General features: G+C 60.7%; 19 protein-coding genes. 8 read left to right on the forward strand and 11 right to left on the reverse strand.

The annotated features are described in order from the left end of the window. Positions 1–106: 106 nt before the first annotated feature. The 4 genes from K0H47_RS01780 to K0H47_RS01795 all read right to left on the reverse strand — a co-directional run bounded on the left by K0H47_RS01780 (position 107) and on the right by K0H47_RS01795 (position 3,377). Entirely contained in the window at positions 107–298 is a 192-nt protein-coding gene (locus K0H47_RS01780) for a PLDc N-terminal domain-containing protein (protein WP_003172956.1), read from the reverse strand. A gap of 68 nt (positions 299–366) precedes the next feature. Further along, on the reverse strand, positions 367–897 hold the full coding sequence (locus K0H47_RS01785) for a hypothetical protein (RefSeq protein ID WP_177027307.1): 531 nt from the start codon (positions 895–897) through the stop codon (positions 367–369). Between the two features lie 41 nt (positions 898–938). After that, positions 939–1,454 carry an ankyrin repeat domain-containing protein gene (locus tag K0H47_RS01790; RefSeq protein ID WP_010176046.1) on the reverse strand — a complete coding sequence of 172 codons (516 nt, stop codon included), beginning with the start codon at positions 1,452–1,454 and terminating at the stop codon, positions 939–941. 96 nt (positions 1,455–1,550) lie between these two features. After that, positions 1,551–3,377: a long-chain-acyl-CoA synthetase gene (locus tag K0H47_RS01795; protein WP_063031974.1), complete on the reverse strand. Its 1,827-nt coding sequence runs from the start codon at positions 3,375–3,377 to the stop codon at positions 1,551–1,553. A gap of 396 nt (positions 3,378–3,773) precedes the next feature. On the opposite strand from K0H47_RS01795, the gene K0H47_RS01800 reads away from it, so the two are divergent. Next, on the forward strand, positions 3,774–4,052 hold the full coding sequence (locus K0H47_RS01800) for a DUF3509 domain-containing protein (RefSeq protein ID WP_003216777.1): 279 nt from the start codon (positions 3,774–3,776) through the stop codon (positions 4,050–4,052). A 54-nt stretch (positions 4,053–4,106) separates the two neighbouring features. Here the strand turns inward: K0H47_RS01800 and K0H47_RS01805 are convergent, their stop codons facing one another. The 4 genes from K0H47_RS01805 to aroC all read right to left on the reverse strand — a co-directional run bounded on the left by K0H47_RS01805 (position 4,107) and on the right by aroC (position 7,590). Beyond that, on the reverse strand, positions 4,107–4,391 hold the full coding sequence (locus K0H47_RS01805; RefSeq protein WP_063031976.1) for a response regulator transcription factor: 285 nt from the start codon (positions 4,389–4,391) through the stop codon (positions 4,107–4,109). A gap of 233 nt (positions 4,392–4,624) precedes the next feature. Beyond that, positions 4,625–5,170: an acireductone dioxygenase gene (locus K0H47_RS01810; RefSeq protein ID WP_177027309.1), complete on the reverse strand. Its 546-nt coding sequence runs from the start codon at positions 5,168–5,170 to the stop codon at positions 4,625–4,627. Positions 5,171–5,198: 28 nt separating this feature from the next. Further along, complete coding sequence (locus K0H47_RS01815; RefSeq protein ID WP_219271836.1) at positions 5,199–6,350, reverse strand: MFS transporter; 1,152 nt, start codon at positions 6,348–6,350, stop codon at positions 5,199–5,201. A gap of 148 nt (positions 6,351–6,498) precedes the next feature. Then, a complete protein-coding gene (aroC, locus tag K0H47_RS01820) occupies positions 6,499–7,590 on the reverse strand; it encodes a chorismate synthase (RefSeq protein WP_177027310.1) in 1,092 nt (363 codons plus the stop codon). A 143-nt stretch (positions 7,591–7,733) separates the two neighbouring features. Here aroC and K0H47_RS01825 point away from each other — a divergent pair, with 143 nt between their 5' ends. Both K0H47_RS01825 and K0H47_RS01830 read left to right on the forward strand, forming a co-directional pair. Further along, complete coding sequence (locus K0H47_RS01825) at positions 7,734–8,696, forward strand: alpha/beta hydrolase (RefSeq protein ID WP_017480001.1); 963 nt, start codon at positions 7,734–7,736, stop codon at positions 8,694–8,696. Positions 8,697–8,796: 100 nt separating this feature from the next. Then, the gene (locus K0H47_RS01830; protein WP_003213127.1) at positions 8,797–9,600 is read left to right on the forward strand and encodes a hypothetical protein; all 804 of its coding nucleotides are present in this window, start codon (positions 8,797–8,799) and stop codon (positions 9,598–9,600) included. Positions 9,601–9,737: 137 nt separating this feature from the next. Here the strand turns inward: K0H47_RS01830 and prmB are convergent, their stop codons facing one another. After that, positions 9,738–10,646: a 50S ribosomal protein L3 N(5)-glutamine methyltransferase gene (gene prmB, locus K0H47_RS01835; RefSeq protein ID WP_063031982.1), complete on the reverse strand. Its 909-nt coding sequence runs from the start codon at positions 10,644–10,646 to the stop codon at positions 9,738–9,740. Between the two features lie 240 nt (positions 10,647–10,886). Between prmB and K0H47_RS01840 the strand changes: the two genes are divergently transcribed. The 5 genes from K0H47_RS01840 to K0H47_RS01860 all read left to right on the forward strand — a co-directional run bounded on the left by K0H47_RS01840 (position 10,887) and on the right by K0H47_RS01860 (position 13,661). Further along, positions 10,887–11,477: a cysteine hydrolase family protein gene (locus K0H47_RS01840; protein WP_008433198.1), complete on the forward strand. Its 591-nt coding sequence runs from the start codon at positions 10,887–10,889 to the stop codon at positions 11,475–11,477. Positions 11,478–11,607: 130 nt separating this feature from the next. After that, positions 11,608–11,928, forward strand: coding sequence for a hypothetical protein (locus K0H47_RS01845; RefSeq protein WP_003213133.1), 321 nt, complete (start codon positions 11,608–11,610; stop codon positions 11,926–11,928). 75 nt (positions 11,929–12,003) lie between these two features. After that, a complete protein-coding gene (locus tag K0H47_RS01850; protein WP_003213135.1) occupies positions 12,004–12,561 on the forward strand; it encodes a Smr/MutS family protein in 558 nt (185 codons plus the stop codon). A gap of 79 nt (positions 12,562–12,640) precedes the next feature. Then, complete coding sequence (gene folE / locus K0H47_RS01855) at positions 12,641–13,186, forward strand: GTP cyclohydrolase I FolE (protein ID WP_003204506.1); 546 nt, start codon at positions 12,641–12,643, stop codon at positions 13,184–13,186. Positions 13,187–13,289: 103 nt separating this feature from the next. After that, positions 13,290–13,661 (forward strand): glutathione S-transferase N-terminal domain-containing protein, encoded by a 372-nt coding sequence (locus tag K0H47_RS01860; RefSeq protein ID WP_063031984.1) that lies wholly within the window; start codon positions 13,290–13,292, stop codon positions 13,659–13,661. Between the two features lie 108 nt (positions 13,662–13,769). Here K0H47_RS01860 and K0H47_RS01865 read toward each other — a convergent pair whose 3' ends face one another. Both K0H47_RS01865 and K0H47_RS01870 read right to left on the reverse strand, forming a co-directional pair. Next, on the reverse strand, positions 13,770–14,090 hold the full coding sequence (locus K0H47_RS01865) for a hypothetical protein (protein ID WP_219271820.1): 321 nt from the start codon (positions 14,088–14,090) through the stop codon (positions 13,770–13,772). Further along, positions 14,087–15,418: an acyclic terpene utilization AtuA family protein gene (locus tag K0H47_RS01870; RefSeq protein ID WP_219271822.1), complete on the reverse strand. Its 1,332-nt coding sequence runs from the start codon at positions 15,416–15,418 to the stop codon at positions 14,087–14,089. The genes K0H47_RS01865 and K0H47_RS01870 overlap by 4 nt, the downstream gene beginning before the upstream one ends.

The raw sequence follows: 15,418 nt of genomic DNA on the forward strand, positions 1-15,418 counted from the left end.
GTAGCAGCTGTCGAGCCCGAGCGAGGCTGCGTCTGCGGTGTGTCAGGCACACCGCGAACGCAGCCTCGCTCAGGCTCGACAGCTGCTACGTCTACGTTGCAGATCTTCAGATCCGCACGTTACCGCGCGGCCCGGCGATCGCCCAGATGATCAAACCCAACACCGGCAGCAGCAGGATCAGCAGGATCCACAGCACTTTGGCGCCGGTACTCGCGCCGCTTTTGAACACATTGATGATCGCCCAGATATCCAGCGCGAGGATGATCAACCCGATCAGACCATTAAAAGTGGAACCCATGGTGTCGCTCCTAAGTGAGGGCTTGCCTGCTTAGGATAGTCAGCCGTGGCCAGGGGTTCCGTTTTATTTCAGACGTGTACCGCAACCCGCAGGGCTTCCAGGGACGGTTCGCCCTTGATCCCGACTTCGGCACACAACTCCAGCACCCGCGGCACGTCATTGCCGTAGACCAGCACGGTCTGGATCTCGTCGTCCAGCAGTTGGCTGAAGTTCATCAGCACATAGCCGCCGTTCTCCGGATTAAGCGCGCTCATCTGGATCTGGATGCGGTTCAGCGCAGTCAGGGCTTCGGTCTTGGCCAGTTGCTTGGGCTTGAGGTTGAAGGCCACGCCCGGACCGAACGAGGCGACGATCTGGGCGAACAGATCCAGGTAGGTGTCGGCCTGGAACAGCACGGTCTCGGGCAGGCTGCCGACAACGATCCACTCGCCCAGGGGAATCGGGAAAGTGTCGTCGTAGTTGATGTCGGGGTTGGCGGCCAGGAAAGCTTCAGGATCGGCGTAGGCCTGGGCCGCTTCGTCCGCCACCTTGGCGATCTCGGGTTCGCTCATGCAGCCGGAGCTGATTTTGCTGATGAGTTCGACGAGTGCGGTTTTCATGGGGTGGTCCTGTGGCGGGGCTGATTTTGAGGGCGCAAAGCCTACACCAGTTTTTGCAACTGCGCCGCCGTATCCACTGCGCCCATGGTCTGCGCGGCTGCCAGCGCGGTCACGCCCTGGGCATCGGTGGCCTTGGGGTTGGCGCCCTGGCTGATCAGGTAATCCACCATTTCGGTACGGTTGAACATCGCCGCCATCATCAAGGCTGTGCGGCCATCTGAGGATGCGCCTTCGACCAACGCACCGCCTTCGATCAACGCCTTGACCACCGGCAGGTTGCCCTTGAACGCCGCGCCGGCAATCGGCAACTGGTTCTTGTCATTGGCAATCTGGGGATCGGCCTTGAATTCCAGCAGCACTTTTACCGCGTCCACGTGACCGTGGTAGGCCGACAGCATCAACAGCGTATCGCCATTGTGGTTACGCAGGTTCGGCGGCAAGCCTTTGGCCAGCAACGCAGCCAGCATCGCGGCATCACCCTTGCGCGCCACGTCGAACACTTGCTCGGCAAATTCGGCGGCTTCGTCTTCGGTCATTTGTTTGGCTTGGTCTGACATGTGGGGCTCCTTGTCTGGTGTTTCATAAGGCGCCCAGTCTCGCGATGGAGTTCCCCACTGTCATGCCTTTTTTCCCAAAAGCGCCAATAGGCAGAATCAATAACGGAACTTGCCCCCCTGGATTTCCGCCAGCAGTTGCCCGGTCACCGGCACGTAACTGTCCGATCCCGGCAGCCAGGCAAAGATCGGATCATCACCGGCCTTGCCTGGGTCGAACGCCTCCTCCTTGAGTTTTACCTTTTGGTATTTGAAGGTGCCGGTGGTTTCCATCTTCACTTTGATCCGCAGGAACAACGGCACCGCATACGCGGGCAGTTGCCCATGGGCAAACGTCAGCAGTTCGCGCATGTCCAGGGATGCCAGGGATTCCGCAGGGGTGATGGCGGCCATGCCAGCGCGGCCATTGGTGTTTTCAATCTCCACCCCGTAGGCCACCACTTCGGAGATCTGCGGGTGCTGCAGGAAGATGTTCTCGACTTCGGTGGTGGAGACATTTTCACCTTTCCAGCGATAGGTATCCCCCAGGCGGTCGACGAATTGGGCATGGCCGAAGCCGATGTTGCGCAACAGATCGCCGGTGTTGAAGTAGCGGTCGCCCTTCTCGAACACATCGCTGAGTACCACCTTGCGATTCTTCTCGGGGTCGGTGTAGCCGTCGAACGGTGCCTTGTCATCAATCCTGGCCAATAGCAGCCCTTGGCCGCCCTTCGGCACTTCGCGCATGAAGCCGTCAGTGCCGCGAATCGGCTCACAGCTGTCATGGGCGTAGTCCACCAGTGCCCAGTGCATCAGGGAAAAGCCGATGGTGTTGTCGAAATTCAGCACGTTGGTGAAACCGATATTGCCGTCACTGGCGGCGTACAGCTCGCAGATGTGATCGACGCCAAAGCGCTGCTTGAATTCGGCCCAGACGCCAGGGCGCAAGCCGTTGCCGATCATCTTCGTCACCCGGTTATCCCGGTCCTGCTCGCTGACAGGCTGGTCGATCAGGTAGCGGCACAGTTCGCCGACGTAACCGAGGGTGGTCGCATTGAATCGGCGCGCATCGTCCCAGAACTGGCTGGCGCTGAACTTGCGGCGAATCGCAAACCCCGACGCCCCGGCAATCGCTGAACCCCAGCACACGCACAGGCCGGTGGCGTGATACAGCGGCAAGGTGCAATACACGACATCCTCGGGGCCCATATCCAGGGCGATGGTGCCGAAACTGGCCGAGGTCCTCATCCAGCGGCCGTGTTTGAAAATACCGGCCTTGGGCAAGCCGGTGGTGCCGGAGGTGTAGATATAGAAGCAAGGGTCGTTGAAGTAGATCTGCTGGGTGCTGGCGGGGTTTTCCACCGGGCAATCGGCGCTGGCGGCCATCAGGTCTACGTAATTCGGCGGCACATGGGTGTGCTGCTGATCAGCAATAAACCAGGTGTTATCGGCCTCAATTGCCACCTGGCTGCGCACAGCGTCGTAGGCGCCTACCAACTCGGCCCCCACAACAATCGCCGCCGGCGTCACCAGGTTAAGGCTGTGGACCAGCGCCGCCTGGGTTTGCGAGGTATTGAGCATGGCGCAAATGCCGCCCACCTTGGCCACGGCCAGCACGCTGAGCAACAACTCGGGGCGGTTCTCGATAAACAAGGCCACCACGTCGCCCTTGCTGATCCCCTGCTGCTGCAGGTAATGGGCCATGCGGTTGGCTTGCTGGTTGGCCTGGCAATAGCTGAGCACGCGGTCGCCATACAGCAGCGCAGCGCCATCGGGATTGCGTTGAGTGGCTTGCTCGAACGTCCAGCCCAGGCCGCACGGTTGCGCCGGGTCTGTGACGTTGGCGGCGCGCATACCGCGGACCAGGCGCGGCAGGGCACGGACAATGGTGGGCACCTTACGCAGCATCTTGCCCCAGGTGATCATGTCACTCGGCGGGTGGTTCATGGCAGGAACGTCCTTTTTCTTATTGTTCGTATGACCTCAAGCACCCTTCGCACCGTAAGACCGGCGCCGAATGCCTTGCAGGAAAATACGCCTGCCATTCTTCGGCTGTACACGCAGGATTTGAAAAGTTTTGTATCCCAAAAGGAAAAGGAATTTAACGGCCGGTGACGCGGTCACTATGGAAGACCTGCCTCGCCCACCCGTGGCGAAACAATTGGCAAAACCCCGCAAAATGCAGGATGCACGATGGCCATTCATGCAAATTGCACGAAACCGAAAATCTAAAAAATTTATAAGGCGCTGATTTATAACGATTTTTTAAGATACCCAGTACTGGCACAATCACTGCACCTATCACTCCACGCTGCAAAACATGAGCAAACGGAGCTGATAGATATGAGCCTGATCCAAGATAAATTTTCTTCTGTGTTCTCCAATTTCGACGTCACCACCCAGGCCCGTCCTGATGGCGGCATTTTGCTGACCTTGCGTAACAGCGAAGGCAAGCAGATCAAACGTTCGATCTCTTATCAGCAACTGCACACGGCCGACCAACTGACGTGGGTCATCAGCGCGATTCGTCGCGACCTGGCTGAACAAGCCAGCGACCTGCCACAGATTTCGATGCTGCAGAGCCAGAACCGCTTTGCCCTGCCGACTTACCATTCGGCTTGATTGACATGCAGGACCCGAACAGGTCGTGGTGCCGTTGCGCACCACGGCCTTTTTTTATTCGCACAATCCCTGCTTGATCGCCTCGTTCACAGCCTGGACGCGGTTAGTCACCTGCAACTTGCCGTAGATATTGCGCAGGTGAAACTTCACCGTGGCCTGGGAAATTGAGCGAATCCTGCTGATTTCCCACACCGTCTTACCCTCGACCGCCCAATGCAGAATTTCCCGTTCCTTTGGGGTCAAGGGCTTACCCGACAACATCGCACGCGTCTTGCGGCTGGCAACCGGCGCGTTATCAGTGTGCGTGGACGGTTGTTCCTGTGGCTCTGTACCGCTCATGCAGGCCTCCTCTTCATATGGGTCTTGTAACGCCCGAAGTCGGATTCCTCCTATTGACAGGCGAGTAAATATTTCGACCAGAGAGAGTTACACAAAGAGAGGAAGTATTAAGTAAGGCCAAAGATAAACAGCTGTTGCCCACAAACTTTAAAGTTTATTCCTACAGTGATTTCCAACCGGCAGGAATTGAACTAAAAAAATGCCCCCTATTCAGGAGGCATTGGCAGGCAACCTTAGTCCTCAAGCCGGGGAAAACCCTCGGCGATCGCGTCGCCGGTCAGGTTGACCGCCAGCCCTTCAGGATCACTGAACAGGCGGATCGCCACAAAATGCGGGTTCTCCCCCATATCAAACCAGTGTGGGATGCCGCCCGGCACCGAGATCAGGTCGTTTTTCTCGCAGAACACCGCGTACACATAGTCTTCGATGTGCAAGGTAAACAGCCCACGGCCCGCGACGAAGAAACGTACGTGATCTTGGGCCATGCGGTGTTCCTCCAGCCGCTCGGCGCGCAATTCGGCTTTTTGCGGGTGATCGTTGCTGACGCGGATCACATCAACGGTGGTGTAGCCGCGCTCGGTCATCAGCGTGTCGATGGGCGCTTGATAGGCCGCGATGATCTCAACCTCGCTGGCGTCCGCCTCAAGCCGGGTAGCGGCCTGCCAGCGGTCAAACCCCACGCCCAGCTCGGCCAGGGTCGAGGCAATGTCGTCCTGGTGAGTCAGGACCTTGTTCGGGGTGTCGGGGGTGGAGACGTGGTAAACCGCGAGATAGCTCATCAAATTCTTCCTCTGTCACGGGAGCCGCTCATGGCCGCTCCTCTTGCAATCGAATGCCAATGATTAGGGCGGCGGCCAGGGCCGCAATGCTGGCAATGCTGAAGGTCAGGGTCGGCCCCAGCAGGTTCCAGCTGTAACCTGAATAGAGTGCGCCCAGCGCACCACCGGTACCGGCCAATGCGGCATACAGTGCCTGGCCCTGGCCTTGCTGGCGAGCGCCAAAGCTGCGTTGCACGAACTGGATGGCCGCCGCGTGAAAACTGCCGAAGGTCGCCGCGTGCATCACCTGCGCCAACAACAGCACCCAGAAGAATTCGGCAAATGAACCCAGCAGCAACCAGCGCAGCGCCGCCAGCAGGAAACTCGCCATCAGCACCCGGCGTACCGAAAAGCGCGAGAGAATCCGGCTCATGGCCAGGAACATCAAGACTTCCGCCACCACTCCCAGCGCCCACAACATGCCGATCACGCCACGGCTGTAACCGAGGTGTTCAAGGTGCAGGGTGAGGAAGGTGTAGTACGGGCCGTGGCTCATCTGCATCAGCGCCACGCAGGCATAAAACGCGAGGACGCCGGGGCTGCGCAGTTGCTGCAAAAAGCCGTCACCGGCCAGGCGGTTGCCCTGGGCCGGCGGCTGCGCATTCGGCACCCAGAGGCTCGCGCCGATGATGCCGGCCATGATCACCACGATCACCACCGGGTAGATGTCCAGGCTCAGCCAGTCGAACAGGCGGCCCATGATCACCACGGTGAGGATAAAACCGATGGAGCCCCACAACCGTACCTGGCTGTAGCGCGAGGTCTGGCCTTGCAAGTGCGCGAGGGTGATGACTTCAAACTGCGGCAGTACCGCGTGCCAGAAGAACGCGTGCAAGGCCATGACCAACGCCAGCCAGGCGTAGGTCTTGCTGACAAAGATCAGCGAGAAACTCACCAGGGTGCACACCGCGCCAAAGCGCACGATGGCCAGACGCCGGCCGGTGTAGTCCCCCAGCCAGCCCCACAGGTTGGGGGCCACGCAGCGCATCAACATGGGGATGGCCACCAGCTCGCCAATGCGCGCGCTGGAGAACCCCAGGTGATCGAAGTACAACGCCAGGAACGGCGCCGTCGCCCCCAGCAGGGCGAAATAGAACAGGTAGAAGCTGGAGAGTCGCCAGTATGGAAGGCCTTGCGTCAGCATAAGTGACTTGTGGCGAGCGAGCTTGCTCGCGCTGGGGCGCGAAGCGGCCCCACTAGAAGCGCCGCAGTTCTCCAGGTACTACCGGGTTGCAGGCTTTGGGGCCGCTTCGCTGCCCAGCGCGAGCAAGCTCGCTCGCCACACACGGTCACAGCTGGCCCAATACCGGAGTACTGACTTTTACGTCGGCGTTTTGCCCACGATGGCGCAGCAGGTGGTCCATCAACACAATGGCCATCATCGCTTCGGCAATCGGCGTGGCACGGATGCCGACGCACGGGTCGTGACGGCCCTTGGTGATCACGTCCACCGGGTTGCCGTGCACATCAATCGAGCGGCCCGGCGTGGTGATGCTGGACGTCGGCTTGAGGGCCAGGTGCGCAACAATCGGCTGGCCGGAGGAGATGCCACCGAGAATGCCGCCGGCGTTGTTGCTGAGGAAACCTTCCGGGGTCATCTCGTCACGGTGCTCGGTGCCACGCTGGGCGACGCAGTCGAACCCGGCGCCGATTTCCACGCCCTTGACCGCGTTGATGCTCATCAGCGCGTGGGCCAGCTCGGCATCAAGGCGGTCGAAAATCGGCTCGCCCAGGCCGGGCATTACGCCTTCGGCGACCACGGTGATCTTGGCGCCGACGGAATCCTGGTCACGGCGCAACTGGTCCATATAGGCTTCCAGCTCCGGCACTTTGTTCGGGTCTGGGCAGAAAAAAGCGTTGTCTTCGACGCTGTCCCAGGTCTTGAACGGGATTTCGATCGGACCCAGCTGGCTCATGTAGCCGCGGATCACGATGCCCTGGGTGGCCAGGAACTTCTTGGCAATCGCACCGGCCGCCACACGCATCGCGGTTTCCCGCGCCGAACTGCGGCCACCGCCACGGTAGTCGCGCTCGCCGTATTTGTGGTGGTAGGTGTAGTCGGCGTGAGCCGGGCGGAACAGGTCCTTGATCGCCGAGTAGTCCTTGGACTTCTGGTCGGTGTTGCGAATCAGCAGGCCGATGGCGCAACCGGTGGTGCGGCCTTCGAACACGCCGGAGAGGATTTCGACTTCGTCGGCTTCCTGGCGCTGGGTGGTATGGCGGCTGGTACCGGGCTTGCGGCGGTCGAGGTCACGCTGCAGGTCTTCCAGGGACAACTCGAGGCCCGGCGGGCAGCCGTCGACAATGGCGACCAACGCCGGGCCATGGCTTTCGCCCGCGGTGGTAACAGTGAACAGCTTGCCGTAGGTATTGCCGGACATGCAGGGCGCTCCGTGAAATCAGTTGAATCAAGTCAACCGTAATAACTTAAGGCGGCCAGTATACGCAGGCTAACCGACTAGTTCATCCTCGAAACCTTACCGGTAGACGTTGGTCCAACCGGCACCTTCCTCATGATGGCGCGATGATGCTGCGAGTTTTGCTTTTGACCCTTACCCTGTTTTCCAGCCTTGGCTTCGCCGCCTCCCCTGTCGTGCTGCAACGGCCCATCAGCCTGGACACCGGCAGTGGTGAGCTGTTTGGCTCGTTGTTGTTACCCAAATCCGACAAGCCCGTGCCGGTGGTGCTGATCATCGCCGGCTCCGGGCCCACCGACCGCAACGGCAACAGCGCCGACGGCGCACGCAACGACAGCCTCAAGCGGCTGGCCTGGGTGCTGGCCAGGCACAACATCGCCAGCGTGCGCTACGACAAGCGCGGTGTAGCCGCCAGCCTTGCCGCCACCCCCGATGAACGCAACCTGACCCTGGACGCCTATGTGTCCGACGCCGTGGCCTGGGGCAAGTTGCTCAAGGCCGACCCGCGCATGGGCCCGTTGATTGTGCTGGGCCACAGTGAAGGTGCGCTGGTAGCTGCCCTCGCCGCCCCGCAGTTGAATCCGGCCGGGGTGATTTCCCTGTCGGGCAGTGCCCGCCCGGTGGACCAGGTTATCCGCCAGCAACTGGCCGACCACATGCCTCCCGCACTGTTGCTGCGCAGCAACCAGATTCTCGATCACCTCAAGGCCGGCCAAGTGGACGCCGATGTGCCTACACCGCTTGAGGGCATCTTCCGACCCAGCGTGCAGCCTTATCTGATCAGCCTGTTCCGCGCCGATCCTTCGGCAGCATTTGCCAAACTGAAGATGCCGGCGCTGATCGTCCAGGGCACCAATGACCTGCAGGTCGGCGTGGCCGATGCGCAACAATTGCAGAAGGCCAAGCCCGACGCCGAGCTGACGGTGATCGAGGGCATGAACCACGTGATGCGGATCGTGCCCAATGACGTTAAGCAGCAATTGGAGTCCTACAACGACCCACAGTTGCCGCTGGCTGCCGAACTGGGCACACGTCTGGTTCGCTTTATCGACGGACTTCGCGCCAGTTAAGCGAGTATTCCCCCTCCAGTCCTGAGTAAAACGGCCGATAAGCCCTGGGTCGACAGCAAAAAGCCTGTCGGCCCGCAGAGCTTGGACAGGATCGCGCCGAATGACGAACACCGAAGCAACACCCGAACCTACCGCCGACACCACGGCAGACACCGAGGCCGCCGCATCGGCCGCGTTACCGTGGGCGGAGGTACAGGCCGAACATTTCAAGATGCTGCGCCTGGCCCCTTTGGCCACCGACCGCGCCACCGGCGTGCGGCCCCTGCGCTTTGTGCAGTTCGGTTGGGCCGAACGCAACAACAAGGACCACAGCCTGCTGCGCATGGTCATTCAATTGCCGGGCCAGCGGGTGCGCCGGGAACAGAATCACCTGGATATCTGGGTCGATCACGCCACCCACCGCGTGCATTTTGGCCCGGGCAACAGCCTGGAGATCGAACCGGCGAACCGCGGCATCGGCCGCTTCCTCGTGGCCCAGGGCGCCGCTTGGGCGAAAAAGAAGTGGTCGCACTACCGCGTTGATGGCGTCGACCTGGCCAACAAGGACGCACTGAACGAAGCCACACGCTTGCGCCGGGATCACTTCCTGCGTATCCAGGGCTTTGATGTGGCGTATGCCGATGTCCAGCATTTGAAGGGCAACGTGCAACCGGGCAAGGTCAGCGATGTGCTGGACAGCTGGAACACCGAAAAGCTGCAGTTCGTGGAGATTCTGGAAGCGGCGCAGATGCTGCAACAGGCCGAGCAGAACCTGGCCGAACAGGAAGTGAAGCTGCGCAAGGAAGAGGAAAAGGTCACCAAGTTCAAGCGCGAAGACAGCGGGTTGCGCTTCACGATTACGTGTTTGGTGGCGTTTACCGTGTTTCAGGCGGGGTTGTTGATCTGGATTGCGACGCATAGGTAATCCTTCTGCAGAAACCGGATACAAATGTGGGAGCTGGCTTGCCTGCGATAGCGGTGTGTCAGCCAGCATCCCCGGCAATGACACTCCGCTATCGCAGGCAAGCCAGCTCCCACACTGACCGCATTCCTGCCGTTAGATCAGACCCTCGCGGCAAACACCGCCTGATGCGCCCGGCATTGCTCTGCCGTCAACATGAACACGCCATGCCCACCGCGCTGGAAGTCCAGCCAGGCAAAGTCCACCTCCGGGTACAGCGCCTCGACGTGAACCTGGCTGTTGCCCACTTCGACAATCAGCAAGCCCTTCTCGGTCAAGTGATCCGCCGCTTCGGCCAGCATCCGTCGAACCAGGTTCAAACCGTCATCCCCGCAGGCCAGGCCCAGTTCCGGTTCGTGCTGGTATTCATCCGGCATGTCGGCGAAGTCTTCGGCATCGACATACGGCGGGTTGGACACGATCAGGTCAAAACGCTGGCCCGGCAAACCATCAAAGCCGTCGCCCTGAACGGTGTAGACGCGCTCGTCGACACCATGGCGCTCGATGTTCTGGTTGGCCACTTCCAAGGCTTCAAAGGACAGGTCACCCAGCACTACTTCGGCGTCCTGGAACTCGTAGGCGCAGGCAATACCGATGCAACCGGAACCGGTGCACAGGTCCAGAATGCGGGCCGGCGGTGTGCCCAGCCACGGTTCGAAGCGGTTTTCGATCAGTTCGCCAATCGGTGAGCGTGGAATCAGCACGCGCTCATCAACGATAAACGACATGCCGCAGAACCAGGCTTCCTTCAGCAGGTAAGCGGTAGGCACCCGCTCATGGATGCGGCGGTGCAGCAACCGTTGCACGTGGGAGATTTCCTCTTCTTCCAGGTTGCAATCCAGGTAGCTGTCGGCAATTTCCCACGGCAGATGCAGGGCGCCGAGCACCAGTTGCCGGGCTTCGTCCCAGGCGTTGTCGGTGCCATGGCCAAAAAACAGGTCTTCCCCATGGAAACGGCTGACGGCCCATCGGATGTGGTCGCGCAAGGTGCGCAGGCGAGAAGTGATCACGGGGGCAAGCTCCTGGAAAAAACGACCGGCGATTCTAACAGTCTTAAGCTGTACCGACGATGTACGAAAAAACCCTTTGCCGCACGTCGGATTTCATCTTAAACACGGTTTTTGCCTAAACGTAGTGCCCTATTGACATCGCTACACGCCAACAACGGCGTACCTTACGATGGTAGCGATTCACAGAAGCGCTCAGCCAGAGGACAATGTCACAAAAGCCCCACTCACAGGAGCCCCAGAATGTCCGTTCCAAAGACGATGTTTCAACTCAGCGGTCGTGGTTACGCAGCGGCGAACCTGAACCATGCGACCCTCGTGATCATCGACGCCCAGAAGGAATACCTCAGCGGTCCCCTCGCCCTCTCGGGCATGGACGCGGCTGTGGAAAATATCAAGCAACTGGCGGCTGCCGCGCGCAACGCCGGGCGCCCGATCGTGCATGTGCGCCACCTGGGCACAGTCGGCGGGCTGTTTGATCCCCAGGGCGAGCGCGGTGAATTCATTCCAGGCCTCGAGCCCCAGGCCGACGAGACCATCATCGGCAAGCTGCTGCCCAGCGCCTTCCACGGCACTGGCCTGGAGAAGCACCTGCAAGACCTCGGTTCCCTGGACCTGATCGTCTGCGGCTTCATGAGCCACTCCAGCGTCAGCACCACCGTGCGCGCGGCGAAGAACCTGGGCTTTCGCTGCACCCTGGTAGAAGACGCCTGCGCCACCCGCGACCTGCCTTACAAGGGCGGCATCCTCAGCGCCGACCATGTGCAGCAGACTGAAATGGCCATCATGGCCGACAACTTCGCCACCCTCGCCTTGACCAAAGATCTGATCTGATCGACCTCAGATGAGCGGGTAGCCGCCCGCTCATCCGCAAAAACCTGTCATTTGCTGCAATTGCCTCTGTACCCGGAACAACCTGTGTATCTTCCGGTCGAAGGGCCGATACCCTGGAGGAAAGGTCGGAATGAAGATATCCGATGGTTTTGATGCTCGTCGCTTGCGCCCCAAGGGCCCGAGCAACTGGCGTCTGCGCATCGGCGCCGGCTTTGCCGCGCTGTTGGCAATAGGTGGCGTACTACTGGCAATTGCCGGCGGCGCTGGTTTGGTTGGACATTCACCGGCCTTGGGCGAACTGAACGCCAGCCCTGGTGGTTCTGCAATACTGTTGGTCATCGGCCTGTTGGTGCTGTGGTTTGGCGTATGGCTGTGGCGCCGATGCCGTCGGCGCATGCGCCAGCCCCTGTCACTGAACATCGCCTCGCACCTGATGAAAAAGCACGACTGATGGCATCCAGTTAGCGTTTGTTGCGCATCAAGCCGCCGCGATTAGGTAAACTGCCCGCCCTTCGCGGAGGCTGACATGCAAGACGACGATTTTTCCCTATTCAAGAACGAGCTGCGCGGCGTCAAGCCGATCAAGCACGATCGCGCCGACACCGGCAAACCCAAGACCGACCGCGCCCAGATCGCCAAGCTGCGCCAGGCCGCGACCGTGCGTACGGACGCCACCACCGTGGACGGTCTGTCGGATCAGTTCGTTATCGATGTAGGCCCCGAAGACGAGCTGATGTGGGCCCGCGACGGCGTGCAGGAAAGCCAGATGCGCAAGCTCAAGGTCGGCCAGATCCCGTTCGAAGGCAGCCTCGACCTGCACGGCATGACCGTCGAAAAAGCCCGCGAAACCCTCTGGGCGTTTCTCGCCGAAGCCACCAAATTCGAAATCCGCTGCGTGCGCGTCACCCACGGCAAGGCCGTGCGCCTGGACGGCAAGCGGCCGATGATCAAAAGTCACGTCAACACCTGGCTGCGCCAACACTCCCAGGTGCTGGGTTTTACCTCTTGCCAGCCACGTCACGGCGGTGCTGGCGCAGTGTATGTGATGCTCAAGCGCACCATGATGGAAGGCCGCGACGAGTAACAAGTGCCATCGTCAGGCTTGCAGCGATGTGTTGGCCGCCGTACCCTTGCCCTTTGCGAAAATCCCACTAGGTAGTTTCATGTCCCTGGAACAGAATTACACCGCGATCCTCGGCCAGCTCGGCGAGGACGTTTCCCGCGAGGGCCTGCTCGACACGCCAAAACGTGCCGCCAAGGCCATGCAGTATCTCTGCCGCGGTTATGAACAGACCCTCGAAGAAGTCACCAACGGTGCCTTGTTCAGCTCTGACAACAGCGAAATGGTGCTGGTCAAGGACATCGAGTTGTACTCGCTGTGCGAACACCACCTGCTGCCGTTTATCGGCAAGGCTCACGTCGCGTATATCCCGAGCGGCAAAGTGCTGGGCCTGTCGAAGGTCGCGCGTATCGTCGATATGTATGCCCGCCGCCTGCAGATCCAGGAAAACCTCAGCCGCCAGATCGCCGATGCGGTCCAGCAGGTCACCGGCGCCCTGGGCGTTGCAGTGGTGATCGAGGCCAAGCACATGTGCATGATGATGCGCGGTGTGGAGAAGCAGAATTCGTCGATGATCACGTCGGTGATGCTGGGTGAGTTCCGCGAAAACGCGGCGACCCGCAGCGAGTTTCTCAGCCTGATCAAGTAATACGCAGCACCTGGAAAAACCGGCGTTCATCGCCGGTTTTTTTTCGCCTGTGAAAAATCAGGTAAGCTGCGGCCCCTTCAGTCTAGGGCAAGAGGTTTCAGCCATGTTCGTCAAAGCACTTCGAGTGGGCCTCGGCCACGTCATCATCGCCGGCGACTTCCTGACCCGTCCGCGCAAAAAGCAGCGCCCTGCCGAACAACAGGCGCAGGTGAACGCAGCCGCCAAGGACCTGACCCTGTATCAATTCCACGCTTGCCCGTTCTGCGTGAAGACCCGCCGCACCCTGCACCGCCTGAACGTGCCGGTGGCCTTGAAGGACGCGAAGAACAACGAACAGGATCGCCAGACCCTGCTGGAACAAGGCGGCAAGATCAAGGTGCCATGCCTGCGCATTGAAGAGAACGGCCAGACCACCTGGATGTACGACTCCAAGGTGATCATCGATTACCTGGACAAGCGGTTTGCGGCGGTCTGACAAACAGCGAGGATCCAATGTGGGAGCGGGCTTGCTCGCGAAAGCGGTGGGTCAGCCAATACATAGGCTGGCTGATCCACCGCATTCGCGAGCAAGCCCGCTCCCACATTAGTTTGGTATTGCCAATTCAATATCCAGTAACGCTGAGCCCAGGCACTTGCCATGGGCATCCAGCGCCAGCGACCGCGTCACCCCGCCCCGCAAGATGCCCGGCAACACGAAGTTCAGTGCCTGCACATTGGGCAACTCATAACGCCGCACTGGTGCAGCGCCCGCCTCCAGTAACGGCGCAAAAAATGCCGCCACCACCTCAGCCGTCAATTGCTCGCAGAGCAGCGGATAGTCCTCGGCCCGATACGCAATGATCGAGATGTTCGAGGTGTCGCCCTTATCGCCGGTACGGGAGTGGGCCAGGGTATGCAGTTTCATGCTTCGATCCTCGGGTTGACCGCGTTACGGGGCAACAGCAACGATGCCACCGCCACCACCTGGCGCAGGCTCTTGCTGGCGCCACCGCCGCCGGACGGGCCGTTGGTGTAGAGGGTTTCCACTTCATTGCCGACGCGCACCGCCTCGCTGCGCTCTTCGCAGCGGGCGGCAATGCGCAGGCGTACTTCCCACGGTTCAACAGTGCTGCGCGGGCCATGCAGGGAGTCGATGCCGATCAATTCGGCACGCACGTCCTGCATGCGCACGCCGGTCAATTCCAAGCGTTTCAGGACTACATCGCGAGCCAGTTGCGCACGAGCGACCGCGCCCGGGCCGCCGTAGGAAATCTGCCCCTCACCGATCCAGCCGTCCAGATAACCGACGCTGACTTTCAACGCTTCGGGACGTGGCCGTCCGCTCGCGCCGTGGGCACGCACTCGGTCCACGGCTTCTTCGGTAAACGTTACTTGGGAAAAATCCGCGCACACGTCTGGTGTGAGGTAGGCCGCCGGGTCGTGCACTTCGTAGATCAATTGTTCGGTGCACGTCGCCCGGCTGACCCGCCCGCCGGAGCCGGCGACCTTGGTGATCAGTGCCTCGCCGTCTGCGTCAATCTCGGCCAACGGAAAGCCAAGGCGTGCAAGATCGTCCACGTCCTTGAAACCCGGATCGGCAAAATAGCCACCGCTGACCTGCCCCGCACACTCCAGCAAATGCCCCACCAACGTGCCGCGTCCAAGCCGTTGCCAATCATCCGCAGCCCAGCCGAATTCGAACATCTGCGGCGCCAGGAACAACGAAGGGTCTGCCACCCGGCCGGTAATCACCACGTCGGCATCGGCGCGCAACGCGTCGATAATGCCCTCGGCACCCAGGTAGGCGTTCGCGGAAATCAGCCGGTCGCCCAATGAGCCAAGGGTCTGGCCGTTGTCGAGCAACTCCTCCGGCTGGCCCCGCAGGGTATCAAGCACGTCATCGCCAATCACCGCCAGCACATTGAGGTTCAGCCCCAGTTCAGTGGCAATCCGGCGCACTTCCACCGCCGCCGCCACCGGGTTGGCCGCGCCCATATTGGTGATCACCCGCAAGCGCCGGCGCCCGTCGGGCCGGCCGACAAAGGGCAGCACGCGGCGCATGCGCTCACTCAACAGCGGGTCGTAACCGCCTTGTGGATCGCTGATCCGCGCGTGTTGCGCCAGGGCGATGGTGCGTTCAGCCAGGCATTCGAAGACCAGGTAATCCAGGTCACCCTGTTCGGCCAATTCCACCGCAGGTTCGATACGGTCGCCGGAGTAGCCGGCGCCGGAACCGATGCGCAAGGTTTTCAT

This window comes from Pseudomonas sp. Xaverov 83 (genome assembly GCF_019352905.1).
Classification (GTDB): Bacteria; Pseudomonadota; Gammaproteobacteria; order Pseudomonadales; family Pseudomonadaceae; genus Aquipseudomonas; species Aquipseudomonas yamanorum.